Source organism: Phenylobacterium sp. (assembly GCF_030697925.1).
Taxonomy (GTDB): Bacteria; Pseudomonadota; Alphaproteobacteria; order Caulobacterales; family Caulobacteraceae; genus Phenylobacterium.
Genome location: NZ_JAUYOJ010000036.1, coordinates 23,875 through 45,717 on the forward strand (window position 1 = coordinate 23,875; position 21,843 = coordinate 45,717).

Below are 21,843 nucleotides of genomic sequence, written 5' to 3' on the forward strand. Positions count from 1 at the left end.
CTCCTGAACTGCGGATGGCTCAACGCGTGAGCCTGCCGGGAGGATGCGGCCTGTCAGCTTTCCTGTCAGCGCTTGTTTTGGCTGGCCTCGCGCACGCGCTTGTTGGACGCCGCCAAGGCCTCATCCGGGATGGAGGGGAACGGCCCCAGGTCCAGGGCCGCGCCGGACTTCGGGACATAGGGCGCCGAGATGGCCGGCCGCCGCGCCTGGTCGCGCAGTTCGCGCAACCGCACCTCCGTGCCAAGCCGGGCGTCCAGGGCGTTCATCTGGTTCTCCAGCGCCACGGCGCGCTGGTTCAGCAGCTGCTGTTGGGCCCAAAGGTCGTTCTCGCGTGCGACCTGGGCAGGATCGGCCTGGGCCAGGACCGGCGAGGTCGAGGCCATGCTGATCGCGAGGGCGATGAGGAGCGGGCGCATGGGTTTCAAACGCGCGCGTTCCCGTTGGGCTCCCTAGCGCCGGGAGACGCTGAAGCGGGTGAGCTGTTCGCGGGGGGCGGCCCACTCCGGATTGATCTCGACGGCCTTCTGGTAGTCGTAATAGGCCGACTTGGCGTCCTCCAGGCCCTCATAGGCCAGGGCGCGGTTGTAGTAGGCCTTGGCGGGTTCATCGACGCCGAGCTCCAGCCCGCGGTTGATGTCGGGCAGGCTGGCGGCGTAGTCGCGCTGGCCGATATAGGTCGCGCCGCGGTTCACATAGGCCTCGCCCAAGTCCGGCTTGATCTTGACCGCCTTGTCGAAGTCCTTGCGCGCGTCGGGATAGGCCGCCCGGCGCAACTTCAGGACCCCGCGGTTCACATAGGTGCCGGCCCGGTCGCGGGCGTTCAGGAACTCCGTCTCGAGGGCCAGGGTGCAGAGGTCCTGGAACTTCACTTCCTTCTCGCCGCCGATCGCCGCCTGGGAGCAGGCCTCGGCGAGGCCGCCGCCGATCACCGTCACCGCGGCCTGGGCCGAGCCCGCCGCGGCGAAGCCTATGGCCGCCAAACCCGCGACCGCAACTGCCTTGAACATGGCGCTGTCTCCGTGAGGCCAGGCCTGCCCCGAGGGCGCGCGGCCCAGCTGTATGACACCAGAGTCTTCCCGTAACAGGGGTCTGTCAACGCGAGCTTTTCTCTAGGCCAGTGGGTTCAAGGTATTGTTTTCAGGCGAAATTCTCGCGTGACCATCGTCGTCTCAGCCGACCCGGAACCGGCGCGTCTCGCGAAACAGGATGTAGACGCCGCTGGCCGCCACCACGCAGGCGCCGGCCAGGGTGGCCGGGCGGGGCAGCTCGTTCCACACCAGGAATCCGATGACGCCGGCCCAGACCAGCTGGGTGTAGTCGAAGGGCGCCACCACCGCGACCGGGGCGCGGCGCAGGGCCTCGGTGAGGAAGAGCTGTCCCGTCCCGCCCAGCAGACCGGTGCAGACCAGCATGAGCAGGGTCGTCGTGTCGGGGATCACCCAGCCGCCGAACGGCAGGCTCGCCAAGCCCAGCAGCATGCCGGCCAGGGTGAAGTAGAAGACGATGGTCGGGCCGGGCTCGGTGCGGCCGATCTCGCGCACCGCGATCATGGCCCCGGCCGCGCCCAGCGCCCCAGCCAGGCCGAACACCGTGCCCAGGGTCGCCATATGGGTCGGATCGGGCCGGATCATGATCAGCACGCCGACGAAGCCGACCATCACCGCGCCCCAGCGATGCGCGCCCACCCGCTCCTTGAGGATCGGGACCGACAGGGCGGTCATGAACAGGGGCGCGGCGAACGACAGCGCCGTCGCCTCCGTCAGCGGCAGCATGGAAAGCGCCGTGAAGCCGCAGACCATGCCGATCAGGCCGACGCTCGAGCGGGCGGCGTGGCCGAGCGGGCGCGTGGTCTTCAGCACCGAGAAGCCGCTGGTCTTCCAGACGTAGAGCAGCACCGGAACGAAGGCGAAGGCGTTGCGGAAGAAGATGATCTCCAGCACCGGCGCGCCACGCTCGGCGCAGGCCTTCACCAGGGCGGCCAGGCCCGCCATGCAGACCATGGCGATCACCCGCAGGAGGATGCCCAGGCCGTTTCGCTGCAGAACGGCATGGACGGGGACTTCGGCGGGCAAGGCGGTCTCCTTCGGCCAGGGGGGCTTAGTCCGCGTGGCCCGGTCGCGCCATCCCTCCCGTCGGCCCCCGCCTAGGATCGGCGCGGATAGAGGATGATCTGCGTGCAGCGGAAGGCGGCCATCAGCTTGCCGGTGGCCGCGTCCTCGACCCTGGCGTCCCAGACCTGGGTTGTGCGCCCGCCATGGAGCAAGGTGGCGGTGCAGACCGCCTCGCCCTCGCGGAGGGTGCCCATGAAGTTGGCCTTGACCTCGGCGGTCGTGAAGCCGTTCGCGCCCTCGGGCCAAGCGGTCGAGACCCCGTAGGCGCAGAGGATGTCAGCCACCGACAGCACGGCGCCCGCCAGCAGGTAGCCGGTGTGGGCCACCAGGTCCTCACGCACCGCCAGCCGCCCCACGACCTTGCCCTCCGCCACCTCGGTGATCTCCAGCCCCAGATGGCCGGGCAGCTTGCCGACATTGGCGTCGTTCAGTTTTTCGACGCTGGTGTGGTTGGCGGTCGTGACCATGGGCGCTCCTTCGGCGTCAAGGCTCCGCCGATTCCCGCGCATGTCGAAGCCTGGCTCGCGCGACCACGCCCAAGCTGGACCATGACTCTCGCCTGACGCCGCGTAACCCTGTTCACCTTCCCGCCGGTACAACCGAACGGGAGGCGGTGCGACATGACGATCGACCTGATGATGGCGGCCTGGACCCTGGTCCTGGCCTTTGTGCAAGTCCTGCTTTTCGATATCGCCAGGACCAGCCAGTACGGCCTGAAGTGGAACACCAGCCCCCGCGACGGCGAGATGCCGCCGCTGAGCACCCGCGCCGAGCGCCTGCGGCGGGCGCAGGACAACCTCTACGAGACCCTGCCGCTGTTCCTGGGCGCGGTGTTGATCGCCCACGTGGCGGACCGCGCCAATGCGATCACCGCCCTGGGCGCGCAGGTCTATTTCTGGGGCCGGGTGGTCTATGTGCCACTCTACGCCTTCGGGGTGCCGCAGGTCCGCTCGCTGGTCTGGCTGGTCAGCACGGCCGGCCTGATCATGGTCGCCTCGCAGATCCTGCTGCCGTAGCCCTCCTTTTCCGCCCACGCTTACGGGGGAGGGGGACCGCGAAGCGGTGGAGGGGGCGGCCTCAAGCTCAGAGCCCGGTCCCGCCCCCTCCACCACGCCTGCGGCGCGGTCCCCCTCCCCCATTCGCTTCGCGATGTGAGAGGAAAAAAGGCTGCCTGTTTCATCGAAACTAAGAGCTCAGTCCCCGACGAACTTCGCCACGAGCGCCGGGTCGGCGTCATAGACCCAGCATTCGCTGAACTGGCCGTCGCGCACGGCGTAGACCAGCACGCGTTCCAGCTCCGCCACGGCCTCGCCCTTGCGGAAGGTCTCGCGCGCCACGATCGCCCCGCGCTCGGGGCCCGACAGCACCGCGACGATACCGCTGAGCTTTCGGCCCGTCCGTCGCGAGAACTCGGCCAAGGTGGCCAGGGAGGCGGCCTTGCCCACGTGGTCGCCGGACAGGGCGTGGGTCCCGCCGTAGTGCAGGGTGAAACTCTCGTGATAGAGGCCGGCGATGGCGGCCAGGTCGCCGGCGCGCCAGGCCTGGGCATAGCGCTCGACGGTGGTGCGGATCTCGGTCTCGCGGGCGTCCATGGGGCGGTCTCCGGCGACGGACGGTATGGCCACGGCGGCAAGGGCGACGGCCAGAAGGCCGCGGCGGGCGAGCGGCGTCACGCCGACTTCAGATAGGCCGAGCCGATCAGGGCCGCGGCCACCGCCAGCTCGATCAGCAGGAAGATCCCGGGCAATCGGCCCAGGCCCTGGTCGATTCCGGCCGAGACCAAGCGGCCCGCCACCATGCCGAGGCAGCCGGCCCCGACCACCAGAGCAACCGGATTGCGCAGCTCGGGCCGTAGCAGGCTGAGGAACAGCAGGCCCGACCAGACCAGCGGCAGTCCGCCATAGACGGCGCGGATCTCGTTGAACCCGTCGGGCGTCGACACCTTGATCCCGTAGCCGCCCAGCAGGCCGCCGGGAAAGCGCAGGGCCATGACCCCCAGCCAGGCGAAGAAGCCCGCGCAGGGCGCGATCAGCAGGATCTTGAGCATGGGGTCTCCGAGGCGGGGCTGGCCGGATGCGGCGTCATGGGCCAAGCTTGCCGCGTCTTTCCCGGCTTCGGCTTTCGAGAAGTGGCTATGGCGCCGAGCGCGCGACTCTATTCCTGGGGCGCCCGCGCGCTCTTCCTCGGCCAGGCGCTCGGTCTGACGCCGCACCGCAACGCCGTGGCCGTGCTGGCGCTCGGCCTGGAAGCGCCCTTCGACGTGGCGGTCGATCCCGCCGATCCGGCCGCCGGCCGCCGGCGCTGCCGCGCCGCGCTCATCCCACCCGGCACTTTGCATCACCTGTCGGCAACCACCGGGACGATGGCCTTCCTCTATGTGGACGCCCGCAGTCCCGATCTGGCGCGGCTCCAGGGGCTGGTCCGCGATCCCGGAGCCAGGGTCGGGTTCGACCTGGACGGTGAGGCCGAGCTGATCGAGAGCCTGGCCAGGCTGGCGCGGGGCGAGGCGGACTGGGCCGCCGCCCGCCCCGGCCTGGACGCCCTGCTGTCGGGTCCCGGCGCCCGGCCGAGAGACCCCCGTGTGCGCCAGGCGCTGGACCTGCTGCACGCCGATCCCTCCGCCCGGCTGTCGCTGGAAGCCCTGGCCCGTGAGACGGGCCTGTCGACCTCGCGGTTCATCCATCTGTTCAAGGCGACCACCGGCGTGCCGCTACGCCGCTACAAGCTGTGGATCGCCATGGGCGCGGCCATGCGGGCCATCGTCGCCGGCGAGAGCCTGACCGTCGCGGCCCTCGATGCGGGCTTCTCAAGCTCGGCCCATTTCAGCGCGGCCTTTCGCGAGATGTTCGGCATGGAACCCTCGCGGCTGTCCGGCGGCCGGCTCGCCGCGTAATCCCGGAGGAACATTTGCGGCCAAGGCTTGATCCGCCGCCGCCGCCGGTCGAAAGGCGATTGTCGACCACCTTCGCGCGGAGTCTTCGTGAAGCCCAATCTGCTCGCAGGCCTCGCCGCGCTCACCGTCATGACCTACCTTGGCCAAGCCGCCTCCAGCGCCGTCGAGGAACCGGCCTATCCCGAGGGCTACCGCCGCTGGACCCACGTGCTGAGCGGCGTCTCGAACGCCAACTTCAACCGCTATGAAGGCCTGCACAACATCTACGCCAACTCGAAAGCCGTCGAGGGCTACAAGTCCTCGGGCGCCTTTCCGGACGGGTCTGTCATCGTCTTCGATCTCTTCGAGGTCGTGGACAAGGGCGGCGCGACCGTCGCCACCAGGCGCAAGTTCATCGACGTCATGGTCAAGGACAGCAAGCGCTACGCCGCCACCGGCGGCTGGGGCTACACCGAGTTCCTGGGCGAGAGCCGCACCGAGCGCGCCTTCGCCCAGGACAAGGCCCCGGGCTGCCACGGCTGCCACGAGGCCAAGGCGGGCCGCGACGCGGTCCTCACCCGCTTCAAGGATTGATCAGCCGACCGGACCCAGAGTCTCGTCGAACAGGCCCCGCATGGCGCGCCAGGTCCGATGATCGGCGGCCTCGTCGTAGCGGAAACCCGGCAGGCCCATGGCGTCCACCTCGCGGTTCGTGAAGCTATGCCCCACCCCGCCCAGCAGCATCATTTGCCAGTCGGCGCCCGCGGCGCTCATTTCGCCCACGAAGGTCTCGCGGTCGGCGGCGCTGATGATCGGGTCGTCGGCGCCCAGGCAGACCATGACCTTGCCCTTGATCGCCCCCTTGGCCGCCGGGGCCGAGGTGCCGAGCCCGGAGTGGAAACCGATGACGCAGGGCACGTCGGCGCCGCTGCGCGCCAGCTCCAGCACCGTGGTGCCCCCGAAGCAGAAACCGATAGCCGCCGTCCGCACCGGGTCAACGTTCGGCTGGGCCCGCAGCACCTCAAGCGCCGCGCGCGCCCGGCCCTGCAGGGTCGGCAGGTCGCCCATCAGGCCGGTGATGGTGGCCATGGCCTGCTCCCGGCTCTCGATGGGATAGCCGAAGGTGTCCATGGCGAAGGCCACATAGCCCAGCTCGGCCAGCATCTCGGCGCGCTGCTTGGGATGGCCGGTCATGCCACCGCCCTCGTGGGCCACCAGCACCCCGGCCGTCGGCTTGCCGCGCGAACCGTCCGCCAGGTAGCCGGTGAAGCTCTTGCCGCCGAACTCGTAGGTGATCGCCTGCATGTCCATGTCGTCCCTCCGTCGGTCCCAGCCGCCCGAACTGCGCCGGACGGCGGCCTCGGCTGTCACGCTTGGGGTTGCATCCCGGCGCAAGGCCGGTTTCGTTAGCGCAACCCCAGACAGGAGCGCTCCCCCGATGCTCTACGCCATCCTTTGCTACAACTCCGAACAGATGGTCGGCTCCTGGACCCAGGAACAGGACGACGCCGTCATGGCGCGCCTGCGAGTGGTCCATGACGCCCTCGATGGCAAGCTCGGCCCCGCCATCCGGCTGAACCCCACCAAGGCCGCCACCACCCTGATGAAGAACGAGGAGCCGCACTACGTGATCGACGGCCCCTATGCCGAGACCAAGGAAGCCCTGCTGGGCTTCTACATCCTCGATGTGGCCGACAAGGACGAGGCGCTGGACGCCGCGCGCCAGCTGGCCGTCGCCAACCCCGGCGGGGCCTACGAGATCCGGCCCATCTCGCTCTACATTCCCGGAATGGCGCTGGCCGAAACCTGAGCCCGGCGTCAACTGGCCCCGGAGGCGGCCGGCGCGGTCTGGAACTCCGCGCCATCGCCTGCTAGACGGACCCTCGTCGCCGAAACGACGCGCGGGCGTGGTGGAACTGGTAGACGCGCCGGACTCAAAAGCCAAAACGTCCAGATTTTCCGCAATAAAATCAAATACTTAGCGCAAATGCAGCGCTTGCACAGCTGTTGCACAGTTGGTCGAATTGGCGATCCACGCGTCGTCGATTCCAAGGTCTAGCCGCGTTCTTTGTCCGAAATTCCGGAAAAAGTCCGGAAAACTAGAATCATGTCGCAACAATACATCATGTTTTCAATTTCTTAGCTCTTACACACCTTCTTCCACATAAACGAAAATGCGGCTAGTAGGCCGAGCGTCATTGGTGTGCGATCCGTGGCGGCCGTGATCGCCTGATCTGGACCCTTGAGCCGCGGAATCCGATCGGCTAGGCTGCAACCTATAGGGGATGTTGGATTGGCTTAAGCGCTTGGGTCGCGAGCATGCCTGATCAGAAACTCACCTTGATGGATGGTCGACTGCACGTCTATCGGCGCGCCAACAGTCGCTTCTGGCAGTGCGCCGTCTTCATCGACGGGCGCAATTATCGGACCTCCACCCGCTCAGACAATCTCGCCGTCGCCCAAGCCTTCGCCCGCGAGTGGTACCTGGATCGTCATGCCGAGCGCCGGCTGCGCCAGCGTGGCACGACTGATGAGAGCGTCTCACCAGGCCTGCCTGACGCCAATCCGGCGCCTCCGAGGCGGCCCAAGGGACCAACCTTTCGCGAGGCGGCGGAGCACTTCCTGGCCGAGTATCATGTCATCACGCTGGGCGAGCGGAACCTGGAACACGTCGCCTCCAAGGCTCGGCACCTGAAGACGCATCTCCTTCCATTCTTCGGCGAGCTGCCAGTCGCCAAGGTCAGCGCCGGACAGATCCAGGCCTATCGGGTTCACCGCGCCAGCCCGTCGGGTGAACCCGGCGCCAAGCGGCCGGCGCGCAGCACGCTGAACAAGGAGATCGTGACCCTTCGCCAGGTCCTGAAGACCGCCAACCGGCAGGGATGGATCGACGCCCTCCCCGACATGTCGGCGCCCTACAAGGGCTCCGGGAAGATCTCGCACCGCGCCTGGCTCTCGCCCGACGAATATAAGCGCCTCTACGAAGCCACCCGGGACCGGGCCAAGGCGCCCAAGCGCGAGCGCTGGCGCGGCGAGTGCGAGCAGCTCCATGACTACGTGCTCTTCATGGTAAACACCGGGCTTCGACCCGACGAGGCCTCGCAGCTCCAGTACCGAGACATCGACACGGTCGTGGACGAGGCGACCGGCGAGCGGATCCTCGAGATCGAGGTCCGCGGCAAGCGTGGCGTCGGCTACTGCAAGAGCAGGCCGGGCGCGGTGCTGCCGATCCAGCGCATGCGCAAGCGCAACGACCCGCGGCCGACCGACCTGGTGTTCGGCAAGGTGCAGCGCGAGCTTCTCAACTCGGTTCTGGAAGAGGCCGGGCTGAAACGGGACCGGGATGGGAATCTGCGGACCGCCTACAGCCTGCGCCACACCTACATCTGCATGCGGTTGATGGAAGGCGCCGACATCTACCAGATCGCCAAGAACTGCCGCACCAGCGTCGAGATGATCGAGAAATTCTACGCGGCCCACATCAAGAACACCCTGGACGCCGGCGCCATCAACGTGCGCAAAGCGGCTATTCCGCGGAAGGGACCTTCCGCGAAAAGGACCCCGGCGAACGCCAAGGGGTCCTCCGGGGCGAACGCCCCCATGGACCTGGATCACAAGGCCTTCGCCACGGCGCGCTGATCCGATGGCGACCGTAAAATGGACGGGGAAAGCGCCCTGCTCTTCCTCCTAGCCTCGACGAGAACGAGACCGCTTCATGGTCTGGAATTCCGCCTTCGCGCCTGCTAGACGACGCCGGTCTCCAGAGGCGCGCGGGCGTGGTGGAATTGGTAGACGCGCTGGATTCAAAATCCAGTTCCGAGAGGAGTGTCGGTTCGAGCCCGACCGCCCGCACCAGCCGAACGCTACGTTCAGGCTCATCCGATTAGTCGCCTCACGCGACACCCTTCCCTATGAGCGCTTGACGATTTGATCGCAAGACGCGCGGCTTAGGCGGGCGACTAGGGTCACGCCAGGTGCCGCCATCTGGGTCCCAGGTCCCCCGGGCGCCTTCCGGCACGCCCAAGCCGGCGATGATCGGGCCGAAGAAATTGCGCAGCTCGGCCTGCAACTGTGGAAAGGGCGGCGGCTCCAGAGCCGGCGGGGTTCGGCGCAGGAAACCTGACCAAAGGTCACGCTCGGCGATGGCGGCGAAAGCGTCCGTCAAGCCCAGTGGCATCTGTGTCGGAATAGCAGTCTCGCGGCGGCGAAGGGTTCCACCGACCGCCTCGACCACGCTCGCCAGGTCGAATCGGAAGGTGCGGGTGGTGACCCAGATATCGTGGAAGTCCTTGATTCGAGTGTTGGCCTCGCCGAGGGCGACCATCGCCTGGAACTTCTCCGCCACTACGGTTTCCGGGGGATACATCAGGATGTTGGCGGCCGGCATATCCGGCAGGAGGCCGGGGAAGCTCTGGCGCTTGGGCGCCGGGTAGACGTGGTCGCCGAAGCCGATGTCGACTAGGACGCGGATCTTCGCGCCGGCCAGGGTGGCGTTCATCGCCAGACGGGCGCCTTGGTACTTGTCGGCCTCCCGCACCGGTTCGACCTTGAGCGATGCGGGGTCGAAGACGATGCCGTCGTCCTTGACCTCGACCTGCATGATGCGCGTGAAGAGTTCGGTCAGGGCGGCGGAATCCGGATTGCCTTCGCCGAGCAGGTCAAGGTCGCCGGTCGGCCGGAAGACGTGCTCGGGCCAGGTCACGAACAGCATGGCGCCCTTGAGCACGTAGCGCTCGGTCGCGTCGGTCAGGCTCAGGCGATAGAGCAGCCGCTCGATCGCATAGCGCGTCAGGATGCGGTTGTAGTCATCGCCATGCTGCCTAGCGTGGTTCAGGAGTCGCGCCCTGATCGACGCGGCGGGATCGGTGACGACCTTGGTCATGACTGCATGGCCTTGATGTAAGGTTCCATCCGGTCGGAGACACGGTCGATGGCCGCATAGATCATCAGTTCGCTGGGGGTAGTCTTCCGCTGGCGTAGGGCGTCGCGTAGGGCCTCGACGGCGACGTCCTCGCCGACATGCCGGCGGTGTTTGAAGCAGTCGGCCACGGTTTTGGCTGCACCATAGATGGGGACCAGGACGCCCTCTACTTCGACATGTTCGATGCCGGCCGTCATGACCTCGCCGGTGGCGCGGACGATCTCGAGTTTGAGGCCTTGCACTTTCGGCGTCCGGGCCTTGTGCGGGATGGTCATCCAGACGGCGTGCGGCAGTTGGGTGGTTAGCTCGTGATGATGCAGGGCGCTGATCAGGCTGACGACGCCGCCGGGAACGAGCCGGGCTGCCTCCGCCAGGTCGTGGGCGGTGTGCTCGCCCACGTGTTCAGGTTCCTGGTAGAGGCCCCGGCTGAGGCGGACCAGCTGGCCGGTCTCGGTCAGGCGCTTCAGATAGACGAGGGGGATACCGGCGGCCTTGAAGTCTCGCGCGCGCGCAATTCCGCGAGCCCGGGTCAGGCTGAGGGCGCGTTCGCGATGAGTCATATGACGTTCGGCCATGATGTTATCTATTGTCGGCAAAAATCCTAATTTGTCGACGAAAGGTACGGGTTGGGAAATCTCAACTGATGTCATATATTTCCTATGACATGAGTAACGCAAGCGCACCTGCTGAACTGACCCCGAAGCATATACGCGCGGCGCGCGCCCTGCTGGCGTGGTCGCAACAGGACCTGGCCAAGGCCGCAAAGGTCGCGACCTCGACTGTAGCCGACTTCGAGCGCGGTTCGCGCACCCCGGTGGCAAACAACGCCCAGGCCATCCGCGGAGCCCTGGAGGCGGCCGGCGTTCGCTTCCTGCCGACTGGGGCCGTGATAGGCCCGGCCGTGCCGATGATCACCCAAACCAGTCGTCCAGGGACGCCCGTCCGCTGGGTCGACGCCGACGATCTCGCCACCTGGGCCGGCCGAACGGACGGTCCGGTAAGCCTGCCGACCCTGCTCGCTTTCCTGATCCGGGCTACGCATGGCGCCGCCGTACACCTGCACTTCCCTTCGGACGGCGGCGTACGTCATTCCGGTTGGGATGGACTGACCACTGCGGACGGCGGCAGCGACTATGTCCCGCAGGGCCAGGCGGGCTGGGAGCTAAGCGCCCAGCGAAAGGGCGTCGCCCAGAAGATCGCCAACGACTACCGCAAGCGGACGGATGAGCCCGCGCCGCTTGATCCCGCTTCGTCGGCCTGCATTTACGTCACCCTGCACCATTGGCCGCAGAAGGACGAATGGGCTCAGGCGCAGACGGCCGCAGGGCCGTGGCGTGAAGTACGAGTCTACGACGCCGACGATCTCGTCCATTGGATCGAGCAGACTCCGGCCGTCGGCCTGTGGCTCGCCACCCGCCTGGGCAAGCGCCCCCCAGGGACGCGGGAGCTGGACGAGGTCTGGGAGGAGTGGTCGCTCGCCACCCAATGGCCGCTCACTGAGGACCTGGTGCTCAGCGACCGCGACCAGGATGCCGCTGAGGTACTGCGTTGGCTCCGCGGCGAGCCCTCGGTCCTGTCCCTGCAATCCACCACGGCCGAAGAGGTCGTGGCCTTCTTCCACGCGACGCTGAGCGAGCTACCCGACGACCTCGCCAACGCCTACCGCGCACGCTGCCTCGTTGCGACCTCGGCTGCGGCGGCGCGGGCCCTGGCCAACGCCCCGGCGCCCTTGATCCTGGTCCTGACCGAGCCGGACCCGGGTCTCGCCGGCACCCTCGCCGATCGGGGCCACTTCGTACTGCAGGCCTATGACGACGGCCTCACATCGCGGGGTGAGGTGCGAACCCTTGAACGCCCGTCGCGCGAAGGTATCGCCAGCGCCCTGCAAGCTGCTGGCATCGCCGAGCCGCGCGCCAAGGCGCTCGCCCGCGACAGCGCCCGCAACCTCGCCGTCCTACGCCGTCTGATCCCGGGCGCGCCGGGACGCCTGCCGAAATGGGCGGAGGAGCCGCCGCCGCGCGCGCTGCTGGCGGCGCTACTCGCCGGCGGTTGGGATGACAATGCCGAAGCCGACCAAGCCCGCCTGTCGGAGCTGGCCGACGCCCCCTACGATCAGGTGATCGCCGCCCTGACCCCCTATGTCGGTCAATTCGACAGCCCGCTGCAGAAGATCGGCTCGACCTGGCGCGTGGCGTCGCCGTCCGACGCCTGGTTCCTGCTCGCCCACCATCTGACGGCTGTCGACATCAAGCGGTTCGAGGCGGCCGCCCATGCCGTTCTCGGCTCGGCAGATCCCCGCTTCGACATGGACCCCGACGAGCGCTGGATGGCGGCCATGAAGGGCGTCAACCGCGACTATTCGGGCATGTTCCGCCACGGGATCGGCCAGGTGCTGATCCTTCTGGCGCTGTGGGGCGATCGGGTGCGCACCGTGCCGGACGCCGGCCGACGCGCCGACGCCATCGTCGGCAAGCTGCTGGAGAAGGCCGATCAACGTCGGTGGTGGTCTCTGTCCAGGGACTTCCGTCTGCTGGCCGAGGCGTCGCCCGACGCTTTCCTGTCGGCGGTCGAAAATAGCCTCGACCAAAACGATCCGCCGATCTCCGCCCTGTTCGGACATGACGACGGCGGCATCTTCGGCGCTGAGCACCTGTCGGATCTGATGTGGGCGCTGGAAGCCCTGGCTTGGTCGCCGGACTGGCTGCCGCGCGTGACGCTCGATCTCGCCCGGCTCGACGCGATCGACGTCAAGCCGCGACGCTACGTCAACGGACCACTGAACAGCCTGCGCGAGATGCACCTGCTGTGGATGCCGCAGACGTTCGCCAGCCTCGACGAGCGGCTTCGCGCCATTGATCTCATCCGCAAGCGGGAGCCGGGGACCGCGTGGAAACTGATGCTCGGCGTTCTGCCCAGCGGCCATGACAGCTCGTCGCCCTCACCAACGCCACGGTGGCGGGATTTCTCGGTTGATAAGGTTGAGACGGTGACTTGGCCGCTCATCGGCCGCGGGGCCGTGGCGCTCAGCCAACGCCTGCTGGAGGATGTTGGTCTCGACCCCCACCGCTGGGTCGAGCTCATTGACCGGACTTCCGATGTCGCCCCCGGACCTGACGTGGTGCTGGATGCGCTGGAAGCGGCGGAGCCGCGCATGACCGGCAAGGCGGACCGGAATGTGATGTGGGACAAACTGCGGCGCGCCCTGAACCACAACCGTCAGTCCCCCGACGCCGAGTGGCGGCTGCCGGACCCTATACTGGACAGGCTCGACGCCCTGTATGATCGGTTCGAACCTGCGGACCCGCTGGAACGGATCGCCTGGCTGTTTCAGAACGGTGTGGCGCTGCCGCGTCCGTCCGCCGAGGGGTGGCGGGCCAATGAGCGAGACGTCGCGGCTGCTCAGGTCGAGGCGGCCAGGGCGCTCTTCACCGAGCGTGGCATAGCCGGTGTTCTGGCGCTCGCCCGAATGACCGAGACGGCCGGTTATATCGGCAGAGCCATCTACGACGCCGGCTTCCCGGCGTCGGATATCGACGCCCTGATCGAGGCCGCGGTTCGCAGTGATGAACCGCAAGAGCGCGACGTCGCCCATGGCCTGATCATCTCGATGTTCCGTGATCGCAAGGAAGCCTGGGGCGCTGAGCTGATCGCCAAGGCCAGGACTCTGGCTTGGGGCGACACCGCCCTGATCTCCATCCTGCGAGCCCTGCCGACCGCGCGTTGGACCTGGGACCAGGTCGCGGCGATCGGCGGCGAGATCGAAACCACCTATTGGCGCCGCGCGCCGGTGTTCTGGATGAGCGAAGACAGCGAGGATGTCGGCTACGCGATCCGCCATCTGATCGACGTTGGGCGCGCGCGACATGCTCTGCCTCTGGCCGGTCGTGACGCGAAGGTTCGCCTGCCCACCGAACTGCTGGTCGAAGTGCTAACGGAGGCCGCTCGCCAGCCCTTCGAGAGCGAGGGCGACGGCAACGAAGCCACCATGTTCCAGCACTATGTCGCCGAGACGCTCGGCGTGCTCGACGAGCGTGACGACGTTGATCGCAACGCGCTGGTAACGCTGGAATGGAATTACCTGCGGCTCCTGGAGCATTCTCGTCGCCCGGCGAAGGTGCTGCTCCGCGCCCTGTCCGAAGAGCCACCGCTATTCATCCAAATGCTCAGCGCCGTTTTCCGGCCGCGTGAGGAGAGCGGCGTCGTCGAGCCTGAGCCCGCCGATCCCGAACAGGCCCGAGCCGTCGCCAGCCAGGCCTATCGCCTGCTGTCGCTCTGGAACCGCCTGCCGGGAACGCGGGAGGACGGCACGATAGACGGCGGCGTGCTTGAAGCCTGGGTCAAGGATGCACGTTTGCTGGCTAAGGCGGCCGGCCGTGAGGATATCGCTGACAGCAAAATTGGCGAGATGCTGTCAGCTTCGCCGATCGGCGTGGATGGCGCCTGGCCGGCCGAGCCGGTGCGCGAGGTGCTCGATCTCTTTCACAGCAAGCCGATGCTCGATGGTTTTCAGGTCGGCAAGAGCAACCGGCGAGGCGTCACTAGCCGCATGCCGCGGGACGGCGGTGAGCAGGAACGTCAGCTTGCCGCCCAGTATCGAGCTTGGGCCAAGGTGATCGGCTTTGAGCATCCGCACACTGCAAAGGCGCTTGGCGGCCTCGCTGATCGCTATGACTGGGACGCCCAGCGCCACGACGAGGACGCCGAGCGCCTAGACTGGGAAGCCTAAGTCTCCGCAGACCATCGCGTAGCGCCCCACTGCTTTGACCTTGTGGATGTCCTTCCGCCAGCAGTCTACGACGTTCCGAGATAGTCCTTCTTGCCGACCTCGACCCCGTTGCGCCGCAGGATCGCGTAGGCGGTCGTCAGGTGGAAATAGAAGTTCGGCATCGCCTGATCGAGCAGATAGGACTGGCCCATCACCACGCTGGTCTGGCCGCGCCGAACCAGGGTGATTTCGCGCGCCTCGGAGCCATCGATCCGGTCGGCGCCAAAGGTCCCCACATAGGCCGCTGTCTTCTCCACCCGGGTGATCAGGTCGCTGAAGCTGACTTCGTCGTCCGCCCACGCCGGCGGCTCCTCGCCGGCCAGCCGCGCGATCGCCCCCTTGGCGAAGTCGGTGCAGATCTGCACCTGCCTGACGAGGGGGAACATGTCTGGATAGAGCCTCGCCTGCAGCAGGGCCGCCGGATCGAAGGCCTTCGCCTCGGCATGTGCGGCCGCCTTACTTAGCACCGTGCTCAAACCCTTGCGCGGGTCGGCCGAGATCGTTCGGCTGGGGCGCGACGGCAAGGGCCACGAGCGGTTCACCAGCCGCGAGATGCTCGGCGTCGAACAACGCCTGGAGAGCTCGGCACAGGCGCTCGCGGAACGTCGCGGACATGGCGTCTCGGAGCTTGCGCAGACGCGCGCGGATTGCTCGGCCCAGGCGCGCGGCCTCGACCTCTCGGAGCAGCAGCGCGACGCCTTCGGCCATGTGACCGGGCCCCGCGATCTCTCCATCGTCATCGGCTATGCCGGGACCGGCAAGAGCGCCATGCTGGGCGTCGCCAAGGACGCCTGGGAAGCCCAGGGCTACCAGGTCCGCGGGGCGGCGCTTTCGGGCATGGCGGCCGAGAACCTCGAGGGCGGATCGGCAATCGCCTCGCGCACATTGGCGAGCTGGGAGCACGCCTGGGCGCGGGGTCGCGACCGGCTGGGATCGCGCGACGTGCTGGTGATCGACGAGGCGGGCCTGGTCGGGTCGCGGCAGATGGAGCGCATCCTTGGTAAGGCTGAGGCCGCCGGCGCCAAGGTGGTGCTGGTGGGCGACGCCGAGCAACTGCAGGCCATCGAAGCCGGGGCGGCGTTCCGGGCGCTGGCCGAGCGGCATGGGGCGGCGGAACTCACCGACATCCGCCGCCAGCAGGTCGGCTGGCAGCGCGACGCCACGCGGCATCTGGCGACCGAGCGCACCGCCGAGGCGCTCGGGGCGTACAAGGTCGCGGGCCTGGTCCGCGATCACGCCACACCGGACGACGCCCGACAGGCCGTGGTGGCCGGCTGGGACGCGGTGCGTCGCGAGGCGCCGGCGACCTCGCAGGTGATGCTCGCCTACACCCGCGACGACGTGGCGGCGCTGAACGGCCTGGCGCGGGCGCGGATGCGCGAGGCCGGCGCGCTTGGGCCTGAGCAGACCGTCGCGGCGGCGCGGGGCGAACGCGCCTTCGCCGCCGGCGACCGGGTGATGTTCCTACGCAACGAGCGCTCGCTCGGGGTGAAGAACGGCAGCCTCGGCGAGGTGTCAGGACTTCGGCCTGGTGCGATGAGCGTGCGGCTGGACGACGGACGGCGGGTGGACGTCGACCTGAAGACCTATGCCGATCTCGACCACGGCTACGCCACGACGATCCACAAGTCCCAGGGCGTCACCGTCAACAGGACCCACGTGCTGGCAAGTGCGCACATGGATCGGCACGCGACCTATGTGGCGATGTCGCGCCATCGCCAGGACGCGGTGCTGCACTACGACCGCGAGAGCTTTCCGACCGATCGGCGGCTCATCCAGAACTTGGGCCGCGAGCGGGTGAAGGACACCACGCTGGACTACGCGACGCAGTTCTCCGGTCGCCGCGGGATAGGGGTGGACCCGCATGCGCCTGCCGCGGATCGGCCAGGCATGTTCACGGGCTTCCGGCCAAGCGATCGCATGCCGCTCTCGGAGCCCGGCGTGAACCTGAGCGCGGCCGCCCAGGCCTATGGCCGGGCCTGGGCCGACGCTGATCGGATGTCGGACCTAGGACTGCCTGTGCTTGAACACCAGACGCAGGCGCTTGAGCGGGCCGCGCGGGCGCTCGACGCGGTGCGTCCTGGGCTGTCCGAGGCCATGGAACGCCGTCTCCGCGCTGAGCCTCACCTCGCCGATCAGGCGCGGCGCGGCGACGCGCGGGCGCTCCTGCGAGGCGCGGAGCAGGATCGGCTGAGCCTGGGAGGCGAGGGGAAGGCCGGGCTTCGTCAGGGGCCCGAGCGCGAGCTCTCCCTCGGCCAAGAGCGTCCGCCGCCCACCCGGGCGCGCGGCCTCGATCGGGGATGGGAGCGATGAGCGACGACCCGGCCACGGCGGCCTTCGATCACCTGCGCTCGGAGGTGACGCTCCTGCGGCGGGCTATCGAAGGGCTCTCAGCCCAACAGCCGGAGGCGCCGGCCGACTACGCGCCGACCTTGGCGAAGCTCAACAAGGCAGTCTCGCAGGTCGGCGAGCATCTTGATCAGATCTCGCTGAGCCCGGCGCTATCCCTCACGCCGGAGATCGTCGCCACGCAGCTTCGGAAGCACGCGTCGGACGCGCGATCTGAGGTCCATCGTGAACTGGCCCAGGCGGTCAGCGGTTTGTCCCAGGCGACCGGCGTGCTCACCAAATCGGCCGGCCTGATCCGGACGCGCGACGCTCAACGGCGTTGGCTGGCCTATGCCGCGCTGGCGGGAGGCGCCTGCGCCCTCATCGCTTGGCTGGGCTTGTCCGGGCCAATTTCACGGGCGCTTCCGGCCGCTTGGCAGGTTCCAGAGCGGATGGCCGCAGCTGCGCTCGGTCAGGATCGGTGGGCGGCAGGGGCGCGGTTGATGCGAGGGGCAGAAGATGAAACCTGGCAACGCCTCCGCCTCGGCGAGGATCTGATGTTGCGGAATGCCGACGTGATCGACGCGTGCGCGAAGCGGGCGATCCGCCTCAAGCGGTCGGTCGCCTGCGAGGTTCGGATCGGCGGTTGATGGCTCTCGGCAGACAAGCGAAGCCTTGGCTTAGGGCCTGAGGCTTGAACGTCGGCTGCCTAGCGGGATGTCGTGGGTTCGAACCCTTCGCGCGGGTCGTGGGACTAAAGTTCGAAGCTGCGGCGTATATGTGACTATGGGGCCGCTCGATCCACCGCCGATCCTCGATCATCTGGATGCGCTGCGGAGCTATGCGAGAACGCTGACGCTAGGGGGGCAGGAGGCCGACGATCTCGTCCATGACGCCCTGGTGCGCGCCTACGACAAGCGGCACACCTTCCGCGCCGACGGCGATCTTGGGCGCTGGTTGTTGTCGATCCTGCACAACACCTTCGTGAGCAACCTGCGGCGCGAGCGCGCCGAGGCGGCCAGGATCGAAAAGGCCTGGCGACCCGGCGCCGATCGCGTCGAGCCTGCGCAGGAGCACGCCGCCGAGGTGGCCCGCGTGCAGGCCGCCTTCGTCGACCTGCCGGCGGAACAGCGCGCGGTGCTCCACCTCGTCGTCGGCGAGGGCCTTTCCTACCAGGACGTGGCGCAGGTGCTGAACCTGCCGCTCGGAACCGTCATGTCACGACTGGCCAGGGCGCGTTCCGCCCTGCGTCCGGCCGATCTGCGGGGCGAGGCGGCGTCCTCGGAAACGCCCCGCAGGAAGCTTCGTATCGTCGGAGGAACTGACGATGACTAACGATCCGATCACCGATCTCGACCTGCAAGCCTATGTCGACGGCCGGTTGGGCGTCGACCGCTGTGGTGCGGTCGAAGAACACCTTGCGGCGCATCCGGAGGCCGCCGCCCATGTCATGGCGGACATGGCGAGCGCCCGTGCTCTGCGGGCCCTTCTGGATGCGCCACTTTCGCCTGCGAGCCCTCGCGTCCTCCAGCGTGTCGACGCGCTGGCCGTTGGGCTGAGCCGGGGCCGGAAGTTCCGCAGGGCGGGGGTGGCGGCCTCGCTTGCGGTGGTCTTTCTCGGGGGCTGGGCGGTCGGGCAACTTGCCTCGGCCAGCCCGATGATCCCCGATTTCGTGGACGAAGCGGTCATGTCGCGTAGGACTGCGCTGCTGCGGGCGCGGATGGATTCCCAGCCGGAAGTCGTGCGCCTCGATCGGGCGGAGATTTCGGCGGCGACCCGGATTGTCCTGCCCATCCTGCCGTCCGACTGGCGCGTGACCGACGTGCAGGTGTTTCCCTCCGACGAAGGCCCCAGCGTCGGCATGGCGTTCCAGAGCCGCGAGCTCGGGCGTGTATCGCTATTCGCCGTTCGCACTCGGGACTCCTCGCAGATCTCGCCGACCACCATCCGGCGGGACGAGGGGGTGGTGGCCTATTGGCGTCACGGCGACATGGCCTACGCGCTCATGGCGTCGGCGGGGCAGGCGAAGGTCGCCAAGGTCGCGCGGCGGCTCGCGGCGAGCACGACAAGCGCCAGCGACCACTCCTGATTGACCGCGAGACACGATAGATGCCCTTTGTCCAGCCGGGCCGCCCGGCGCCTTGGTTCGCCGCCCCGACCCACAGCAATCCCCAGTTCGCCTTCAGCAGCCTTGGCGGTCGCTTCCTGCTGCTGACCTTCCTGCCCCAGGACGAGGCCGCGGCGGCCGCCATTTGCGAGACGATCCGCGAGAACCGGGGCCGGTTCGGCATCGATCAGGTGATGGCCTTCAGCGTGGTGCGCACCGCGGCCTTGCATGCGCGTCAGCCCGAAGAGATCGCGCTGCGCTGGTTCCTCGATGAGGACGGCGCGCTCGGCCGGCTCTATGGCGCGGCGGACGAGGACGGCGAGAGCCCAGGCGGCTGGCTGATCATCGATCCGTCCCTGCGCGTCTGGTCGACCGGTCCGCTGTCGCAGCTCGACGGCGCGTTCCAGAGGATCGGCCTGCTGCCACGACCCGACGACCATGCCGGGACGCCAATCCATGCGCCCGTGCTGATCGTGCCCCGCATCCTGGAGCCCGCGATCTGTCGCCAGCTGATCGAGATCTACGAGGCCGATGGCGGCTCGCCCTCGGGGGTGATGCAGCAGGTCGGCGGCAAGACCGTGGGCGTGCTGAGCGACTTCAAGAAACGGCGCGACGCCGACATCACCGACGAGGCCCTGAAGGCCGCGCTTCGGCAGCGGCTCCATGCCCGGCTCCTTCCGGAGATCGAGAAGGCGTTCCAGTTCAAGGTGACGCGCATGGAGCGCTACATCGTGGCCGCCTATGACGCCAAGGAGGGCGGCTATTTCCGGCCGCACCGCGACAACACGACCACCGGCACGGCGCATCGCCAGTTCGCCTGTTCCATCAATCTCAACGCCGAAGACTTCGAAGGCGGCGATCTGCGGTTCCCCGAGTTCGGGACCCGGACCTATCGGCCGCCGACCGGCGGCGCGGTGATCTTCTCCTGCTCGCTGCTGCATGAGGCGACCCCAGTCACATCGGGCCGCAGGTATGCCTTCCTGCCCTTCTTCTATGACGACGCGGCGGCCGAGGTTCGCCAGGCCAACCTGGCGACCATCGTGCCCAAGGCGGCCGTGGCCGAAGAGGCCTGAGGTCGAGCCGGTGCAACTTCTCTCCAATCTGGGTTTTGGCCTCGCGATCCTGGGCCTCGCCAATGCGATCAAGCCCATGGCGGGCACGCCGTTCAACAGCCGAGGGCTGGGCCTCGGCGCCGCGGCCGCCGGCCTGGCGATCATCATCGTCGTGAACAATGTCGGCTGACGGGGCCACGGCGTCGGACACCCAAGTTGAGCTTTCGGCCTCGTTCGCCCGAACCTGGTCGAGTTGGCAATCGCGCGCGCCCGGCGTTCCCCCTAAGCTGCCGCCCGCGGCTCCGGGAGAGCCCCGCTTGGATTCCTAAGGTCAGATGATCCTCCTCGCCTCGGCCGTCGTGCTCCTCCTGCTGGTGCTCAACGGTCTCTTCGCCATGTCCGAACTGGCCGTGGTGTCCTCCCGGCGCGCCAAGCTGCAGAGTCGCGCCGATCGCGGGGACAAGGGCGCCAAGGCCGCGCTCAAGCTCTCGGAGAACCCGACACGCTTCCTCGCCGCCGTGCAGGTAGGGATCACCTTGATCGGCATCCTGTCGGGCGCCTTTGGCCAGGCGACCATAGCGGGCGAACTCGACCTGATCCTGGAAGGCGTGCCGGCGGTGGCCGCCTATTCCGAGCCAATCGCCACAGGCGTCGTCGTCGTCGTCCTCACCTACCTCTCCCTCATCGTCGGCGAGCTGGTGCCCAAACGCTTCGCCATGGCCTATCCGGAAACCATCGCCGCGGCCGTCTCCCGGCCGCTGTCGCTGCTGGCCAGGGCGCTCGGCCCCTTTGTCACCCTGCTGACCGTTTCGACGGTGGGCGTGCTTCGCCTGCTCGGCGTGCGCGACCAGAAGGGCGAGGAGATCACCCACGAGGAAGTGGAGACCGTGCTCGCCGAGGGCGCGAACGCAGGGCTCATCGAGCCGGAGGAGCAGGCGATGATCAGCGAGGTCATGCGGCTCGGCGACCGTCAGGTCCGGGTGGCCATGACGCCGCGGCGCGACGTGCACTGGATTTCGCTGTCCGATCCCCTGGCCCAGCAGAAGGCCGATGTGCGGGCCTGCCCCTATTCGCGCATCGTCGTGGCCCAGGGCGCCGACGTCGATGAACCCGTCGGCGTGGTCCACAAGAAGGACCTGCTCGACGCCCTGCTGGACGGGAGCGAGCTTTCGGTGACCGAGCTCATGGTGACGCCGCTCTATATCTCAGAGACGACCTCAGTCCTGAAGGCCTTTGGCCTCTTGAAACAGACCCCGCTGCACATGGCGCTGGTCGTCGACGAGTTCGGGGCCTTGGAGGGTGTGGTCACCGCCACCGATCTGCTGGAGATGATCGCCGGCGATTTCGACGAAGCCCACGACACCGACAGCCCGAGCGCGATCCTGCGGCGGGAAGACGGTTCGTTCCTCGTCGACGGCCGGGCCGATGTCGACGAACTGGCCCGCGCTCTCCACGCCGATTTCGGAGAGACGGGCCAGTATCACACCGCCGCAGGCCTGGTCCTCCACGAGGTCGGCCGCCTGCCGACGGAGGGGGAGGTCTTCCAGATCGCCGGCTTCAGCGTCGAGGTGATCGACATGGATGACCGGCGGATCGACAAGCTGCTGTTCCGCAAGGCTCGCCGGGGAAGCGCAAGCACGGTCACAGATTCCATCTCCGCCTGAGATCGGCCGCGCCGAAGGGCGAC

23 protein-coding genes, 1 tRNA gene and 1 pseudogene are annotated in these 21,843 nt (G+C 68.0%); 15 read left to right on the forward strand and 10 right to left on the reverse strand.

Going from position 1 to position 21,843, the window contains the following annotated elements; genetic code table 11:
• Nucleotides 1–65: 65 nt before the first annotated feature.
• The 4 genes from Q8Q88_RS04240 to Q8Q88_RS04255 form a co-directional block, all read right to left on the reverse strand.
• Nucleotides 66–416, reverse strand: coding sequence for a hypothetical protein (locus tag Q8Q88_RS04240; RefSeq protein ID WP_305673955.1), 351 nt, complete (start codon nucleotides 414–416; stop codon nucleotides 66–68).
• A 33-nt stretch (nucleotides 417–449) separates the two neighbouring features.
• Entirely contained in the window at nucleotides 450–1,007 is a 558-nt protein-coding gene (locus Q8Q88_RS04245; RefSeq protein WP_305673956.1) for a tetratricopeptide repeat protein, read from the reverse strand.
• 162 nt (nucleotides 1,008–1,169) lie between these two features.
• Nucleotides 1,170–2,072 carry a DMT family transporter gene (locus tag Q8Q88_RS04250; protein ID WP_305673957.1) on the reverse strand — a complete coding sequence of 301 codons (903 nt, stop codon included), beginning with the start codon at nucleotides 2,070–2,072 and terminating at the stop codon, nucleotides 1,170–1,172.
• A 71-nt stretch (nucleotides 2,073–2,143) separates the two neighbouring features.
• Nucleotides 2,144–2,578, reverse strand: a complete 435-nt coding sequence (locus Q8Q88_RS04255) for a PaaI family thioesterase (RefSeq protein ID WP_305673958.1) — start codon at nucleotides 2,576–2,578, stop codon at nucleotides 2,144–2,146.
• A 153-nt stretch (nucleotides 2,579–2,731) separates the two neighbouring features.
• On the opposite strand from Q8Q88_RS04255, the gene Q8Q88_RS04260 reads away from it, so the two are divergent.
• Complete coding sequence (locus Q8Q88_RS04260; RefSeq protein WP_305673959.1) at nucleotides 2,732–3,127, forward strand: MAPEG family protein; 396 nt, start codon at nucleotides 2,732–2,734, stop codon at nucleotides 3,125–3,127.
• Nucleotides 3,128–3,304: 177 nt separating this feature from the next.
• Here Q8Q88_RS04260 and Q8Q88_RS04265 read toward each other — a convergent pair whose 3' ends face one another.
• Together Q8Q88_RS04265 and Q8Q88_RS04270 are read right to left on the reverse strand one after the other, a co-directional pair.
• Entirely contained in the window at nucleotides 3,305–3,784 is a 480-nt protein-coding gene (locus tag Q8Q88_RS04265; RefSeq protein WP_305673960.1) for a nuclear transport factor 2 family protein, read from the reverse strand.
• Nucleotides 3,781–4,158 carry a DUF4345 family protein gene (locus Q8Q88_RS04270; protein ID WP_305673961.1) on the reverse strand — a complete coding sequence of 126 codons (378 nt, stop codon included), beginning with the start codon at nucleotides 4,156–4,158 and terminating at the stop codon, nucleotides 3,781–3,783. Before Q8Q88_RS04270 ends, Q8Q88_RS04265 begins: the two co-directional genes overlap by 4 nt.
• Nucleotides 4,159–4,245: 87 nt before the next feature.
• Here Q8Q88_RS04270 and Q8Q88_RS04275 point away from each other — a divergent pair, with 87 nt between their 5' ends.
• Both Q8Q88_RS04275 and Q8Q88_RS04280 read left to right on the forward strand, forming a co-directional pair.
• Entirely contained in the window at nucleotides 4,246–5,004 is a 759-nt protein-coding gene (locus tag Q8Q88_RS04275) for an AraC family transcriptional regulator (RefSeq protein WP_305673962.1), read from the forward strand.
• Nucleotides 5,005–5,091: 87 nt separating this feature from the next.
• Complete coding sequence (locus tag Q8Q88_RS04280; RefSeq protein ID WP_305673963.1) at nucleotides 5,092–5,577, forward strand: cytochrome P460 family protein; 486 nt, start codon at nucleotides 5,092–5,094, stop codon at nucleotides 5,575–5,577.
• Here Q8Q88_RS04280 and Q8Q88_RS04285 read toward each other — a convergent pair whose 3' ends face one another.
• The gene (locus Q8Q88_RS04285) at nucleotides 5,578–6,294 is read right to left on the reverse strand and encodes a dienelactone hydrolase family protein (protein WP_305673964.1); all 717 of its coding nucleotides are present in this window, start codon (nucleotides 6,292–6,294) and stop codon (nucleotides 5,578–5,580) included.
• 127 nt (nucleotides 6,295–6,421) lie between these two features.
• Here Q8Q88_RS04285 and Q8Q88_RS04290 point away from each other — a divergent pair, with 127 nt between their 5' ends.
• From Q8Q88_RS04290 to Q8Q88_RS04300, 3 genes are all read left to right on the forward strand, one after another.
• A complete protein-coding gene (locus Q8Q88_RS04290; protein WP_305673965.1) occupies nucleotides 6,422–6,793 on the forward strand; it encodes a YciI family protein in 372 nt (123 codons plus the stop codon).
• A 509-nt stretch (nucleotides 6,794–7,302) separates the two neighbouring features.
• On the forward strand, nucleotides 7,303–8,622 hold the full coding sequence (locus Q8Q88_RS04295) for a site-specific integrase (protein WP_305673966.1): 1,320 nt from the start codon (nucleotides 7,303–7,305) through the stop codon (nucleotides 8,620–8,622).
• Between the two features lie 131 nt (nucleotides 8,623–8,753).
• Nucleotides 8,754–8,838: transfer RNA gene (locus tag Q8Q88_RS04300), tRNA-Leu, on the forward strand.
• Between the two features lie 37 nt (nucleotides 8,839–8,875).
• Here the strand turns inward: Q8Q88_RS04300 and Q8Q88_RS04305 are convergent.
• Nucleotides 8,876–9,865, reverse strand: coding sequence for a nucleotidyl transferase AbiEii/AbiGii toxin family protein (locus Q8Q88_RS04305; RefSeq protein WP_305673967.1), 990 nt, complete (start codon nucleotides 9,863–9,865; stop codon nucleotides 8,876–8,878).
• Nucleotides 9,862–10,479, reverse strand: coding sequence for a type IV toxin-antitoxin system AbiEi family antitoxin domain-containing protein (locus Q8Q88_RS04310; protein ID WP_305673968.1), 618 nt, complete (start codon nucleotides 10,477–10,479; stop codon nucleotides 9,862–9,864). Before Q8Q88_RS04310 ends, Q8Q88_RS04305 begins: the two co-directional genes overlap by 4 nt.
• 89 nt (nucleotides 10,480–10,568) lie before the next feature.
• On the opposite strand from Q8Q88_RS04310, the pseudogene Q8Q88_RS04315 reads away from it, so the two are divergent.
• Both Q8Q88_RS04315 and Q8Q88_RS04320 read left to right on the forward strand, forming a co-directional pair.
• Nucleotides 10,569–10,730: pseudogene (locus Q8Q88_RS04315) on the forward strand (multiprotein-bridging factor 1 family protein); the annotation flags it as partial.
• A 75-nt stretch (nucleotides 10,731–10,805) separates the two neighbouring features.
• Nucleotides 10,806–14,630 carry a hypothetical protein gene (locus tag Q8Q88_RS04320; RefSeq protein WP_305674018.1) on the forward strand — a complete coding sequence of 1,275 codons (3,825 nt, stop codon included), beginning with the start codon at nucleotides 10,806–10,808 and terminating at the stop codon, nucleotides 14,628–14,630.
• A 65-nt stretch (nucleotides 14,631–14,695) separates the two neighbouring features.
• Here the strand turns inward: Q8Q88_RS04320 and Q8Q88_RS04325 are convergent, their stop codons facing one another.
• Complete coding sequence (locus Q8Q88_RS04325) at nucleotides 14,696–15,136, reverse strand: DUF1993 family protein (RefSeq protein WP_305673969.1); 441 nt, start codon at nucleotides 15,134–15,136, stop codon at nucleotides 14,696–14,698.
• A gap of 1 nt (nucleotide 15,137) precedes the next feature.
• On the opposite strand from Q8Q88_RS04325, the gene traA reads away from it, so the two are divergent.
• From traA to Q8Q88_RS04360, 7 genes are all read left to right on the forward strand, one after another.
• A complete protein-coding gene (traA, locus tag Q8Q88_RS04330) occupies nucleotides 15,138–16,982 on the forward strand; it encodes a Ti-type conjugative transfer relaxase TraA (protein ID WP_305673970.1) in 1,845 nt (614 codons plus the stop codon).
• Nucleotides 16,979–17,647, forward strand: a complete 669-nt coding sequence (locus Q8Q88_RS04335) for a DUF6118 family protein (protein ID WP_305673971.1) — start codon at nucleotides 16,979–16,981, stop codon at nucleotides 17,645–17,647. Before traA ends, Q8Q88_RS04335 begins: the two co-directional genes overlap by 4 nt.
• Nucleotides 17,648–17,783: 136 nt before the next feature.
• On the forward strand, nucleotides 17,784–18,332 hold the full coding sequence (locus Q8Q88_RS04340; protein WP_305673972.1) for a sigma-70 family RNA polymerase sigma factor: 549 nt from the start codon (nucleotides 17,784–17,786) through the stop codon (nucleotides 18,330–18,332).
• Complete coding sequence (locus Q8Q88_RS04345; protein ID WP_305673973.1) at nucleotides 18,325–19,086, forward strand: hypothetical protein; 762 nt, start codon at nucleotides 18,325–18,327, stop codon at nucleotides 19,084–19,086. Before Q8Q88_RS04340 ends, Q8Q88_RS04345 begins: the two co-directional genes overlap by 8 nt.
• 20 nt (nucleotides 19,087–19,106) lie before the next feature.
• Nucleotides 19,107–20,177 carry a 2OG-Fe(II) oxygenase gene (locus tag Q8Q88_RS04350; protein WP_305673974.1) on the forward strand — a complete coding sequence of 357 codons (1,071 nt, stop codon included), beginning with the start codon at nucleotides 19,107–19,109 and terminating at the stop codon, nucleotides 20,175–20,177.
• A gap of 10 nt (nucleotides 20,178–20,187) precedes the next feature.
• Nucleotides 20,188–20,346 (forward strand): hypothetical protein, encoded by a 159-nt coding sequence (locus Q8Q88_RS04355; protein ID WP_305673975.1) that lies wholly within the window; start codon nucleotides 20,188–20,190, stop codon nucleotides 20,344–20,346.
• 145 nt (nucleotides 20,347–20,491) lie between these two features.
• Nucleotides 20,492–21,820 carry a hemolysin family protein gene (locus tag Q8Q88_RS04360; RefSeq protein WP_305673976.1) on the forward strand — a complete coding sequence of 443 codons (1,329 nt, stop codon included), beginning with the start codon at nucleotides 20,492–20,494 and terminating at the stop codon, nucleotides 21,818–21,820.
• Nucleotides 21,821–21,843 lie beyond the last annotated feature (23 nt).

Excerpts from the sequence above, each read along its gene's own strand:
- Q8Q88_RS04305 (WP_305673967.1), bottom strand. The coding sequence starts at position 9,865 with ATGACCAAGGTCGTCACCGATCCCGCCGCGTCGATCAGGGCGCGACTC.
- Q8Q88_RS04245 (WP_305673956.1), bottom strand. The coding sequence starts at position 1,007 with ATGTTCAAGGCAGTTGCGGTCGCGGGTTTGGCGGCCATAGGCTTCGCC.
- Q8Q88_RS04260 (WP_305673959.1), top strand. The coding sequence starts at position 2,732 with ATGACGATCGACCTGATGATGGCGGCCTGGACCCTGGTCCTGGCCTTT.
- Q8Q88_RS04360 (WP_305673976.1), top strand. The coding sequence starts at position 20,492 with ATGATCCTCCTCGCCTCGGCCGTCGTGCTCCTCCTGCTGGTGCTCAAC.
- Q8Q88_RS04340 (WP_305673972.1), top strand. The coding sequence starts at position 17,784 with ATGGGGCCGCTCGATCCACCGCCGATCCTCGATCATCTGGATGCGCTG.
- Q8Q88_RS04335 (WP_305673971.1), top strand. The coding sequence starts at position 16,979 with ATGAGCGACGACCCGGCCACGGCGGCCTTCGATCACCTGCGCTCGGAG.
- Q8Q88_RS04255 (WP_305673958.1), bottom strand. The coding sequence starts at position 2,578 with ATGGTCACGACCGCCAACCACACCAGCGTCGAAAAACTGAACGACGCC.
- Q8Q88_RS04350 (WP_305673974.1), top strand. The coding sequence starts at position 19,107 with ATGCCCTTTGTCCAGCCGGGCCGCCCGGCGCCTTGGTTCGCCGCCCCG.
- Q8Q88_RS04345 (WP_305673973.1), top strand. The coding sequence starts at position 18,325 with ATGACTAACGATCCGATCACCGATCTCGACCTGCAAGCCTATGTCGAC.
- Q8Q88_RS04270 (WP_305673961.1), bottom strand. The coding sequence starts at position 4,158 with ATGCTCAAGATCCTGCTGATCGCGCCCTGCGCGGGCTTCTTCGCCTGG.
- Q8Q88_RS04310 (WP_305673968.1), bottom strand. The coding sequence starts at position 10,479 with ATGGCCGAACGTCATATGACTCATCGCGAACGCGCCCTCAGCCTGACC.
- Q8Q88_RS04295 (WP_305673966.1), top strand. The coding sequence starts at position 7,303 with ATGCCTGATCAGAAACTCACCTTGATGGATGGTCGACTGCACGTCTAT.
- Q8Q88_RS04275 (WP_305673962.1), top strand. The coding sequence starts at position 4,246 with ATGGCGCCGAGCGCGCGACTCTATTCCTGGGGCGCCCGCGCGCTCTTC.
- Q8Q88_RS04290 (WP_305673965.1), top strand. The coding sequence starts at position 6,422 with ATGCTCTACGCCATCCTTTGCTACAACTCCGAACAGATGGTCGGCTCC.
- Q8Q88_RS04285 (WP_305673964.1), bottom strand. The coding sequence starts at position 6,294 with ATGGACATGCAGGCGATCACCTACGAGTTCGGCGGCAAGAGCTTCACC.
- Q8Q88_RS04240 (WP_305673955.1), bottom strand. The coding sequence starts at position 416 with ATGCGCCCGCTCCTCATCGCCCTCGCGATCAGCATGGCCTCGACCTCG.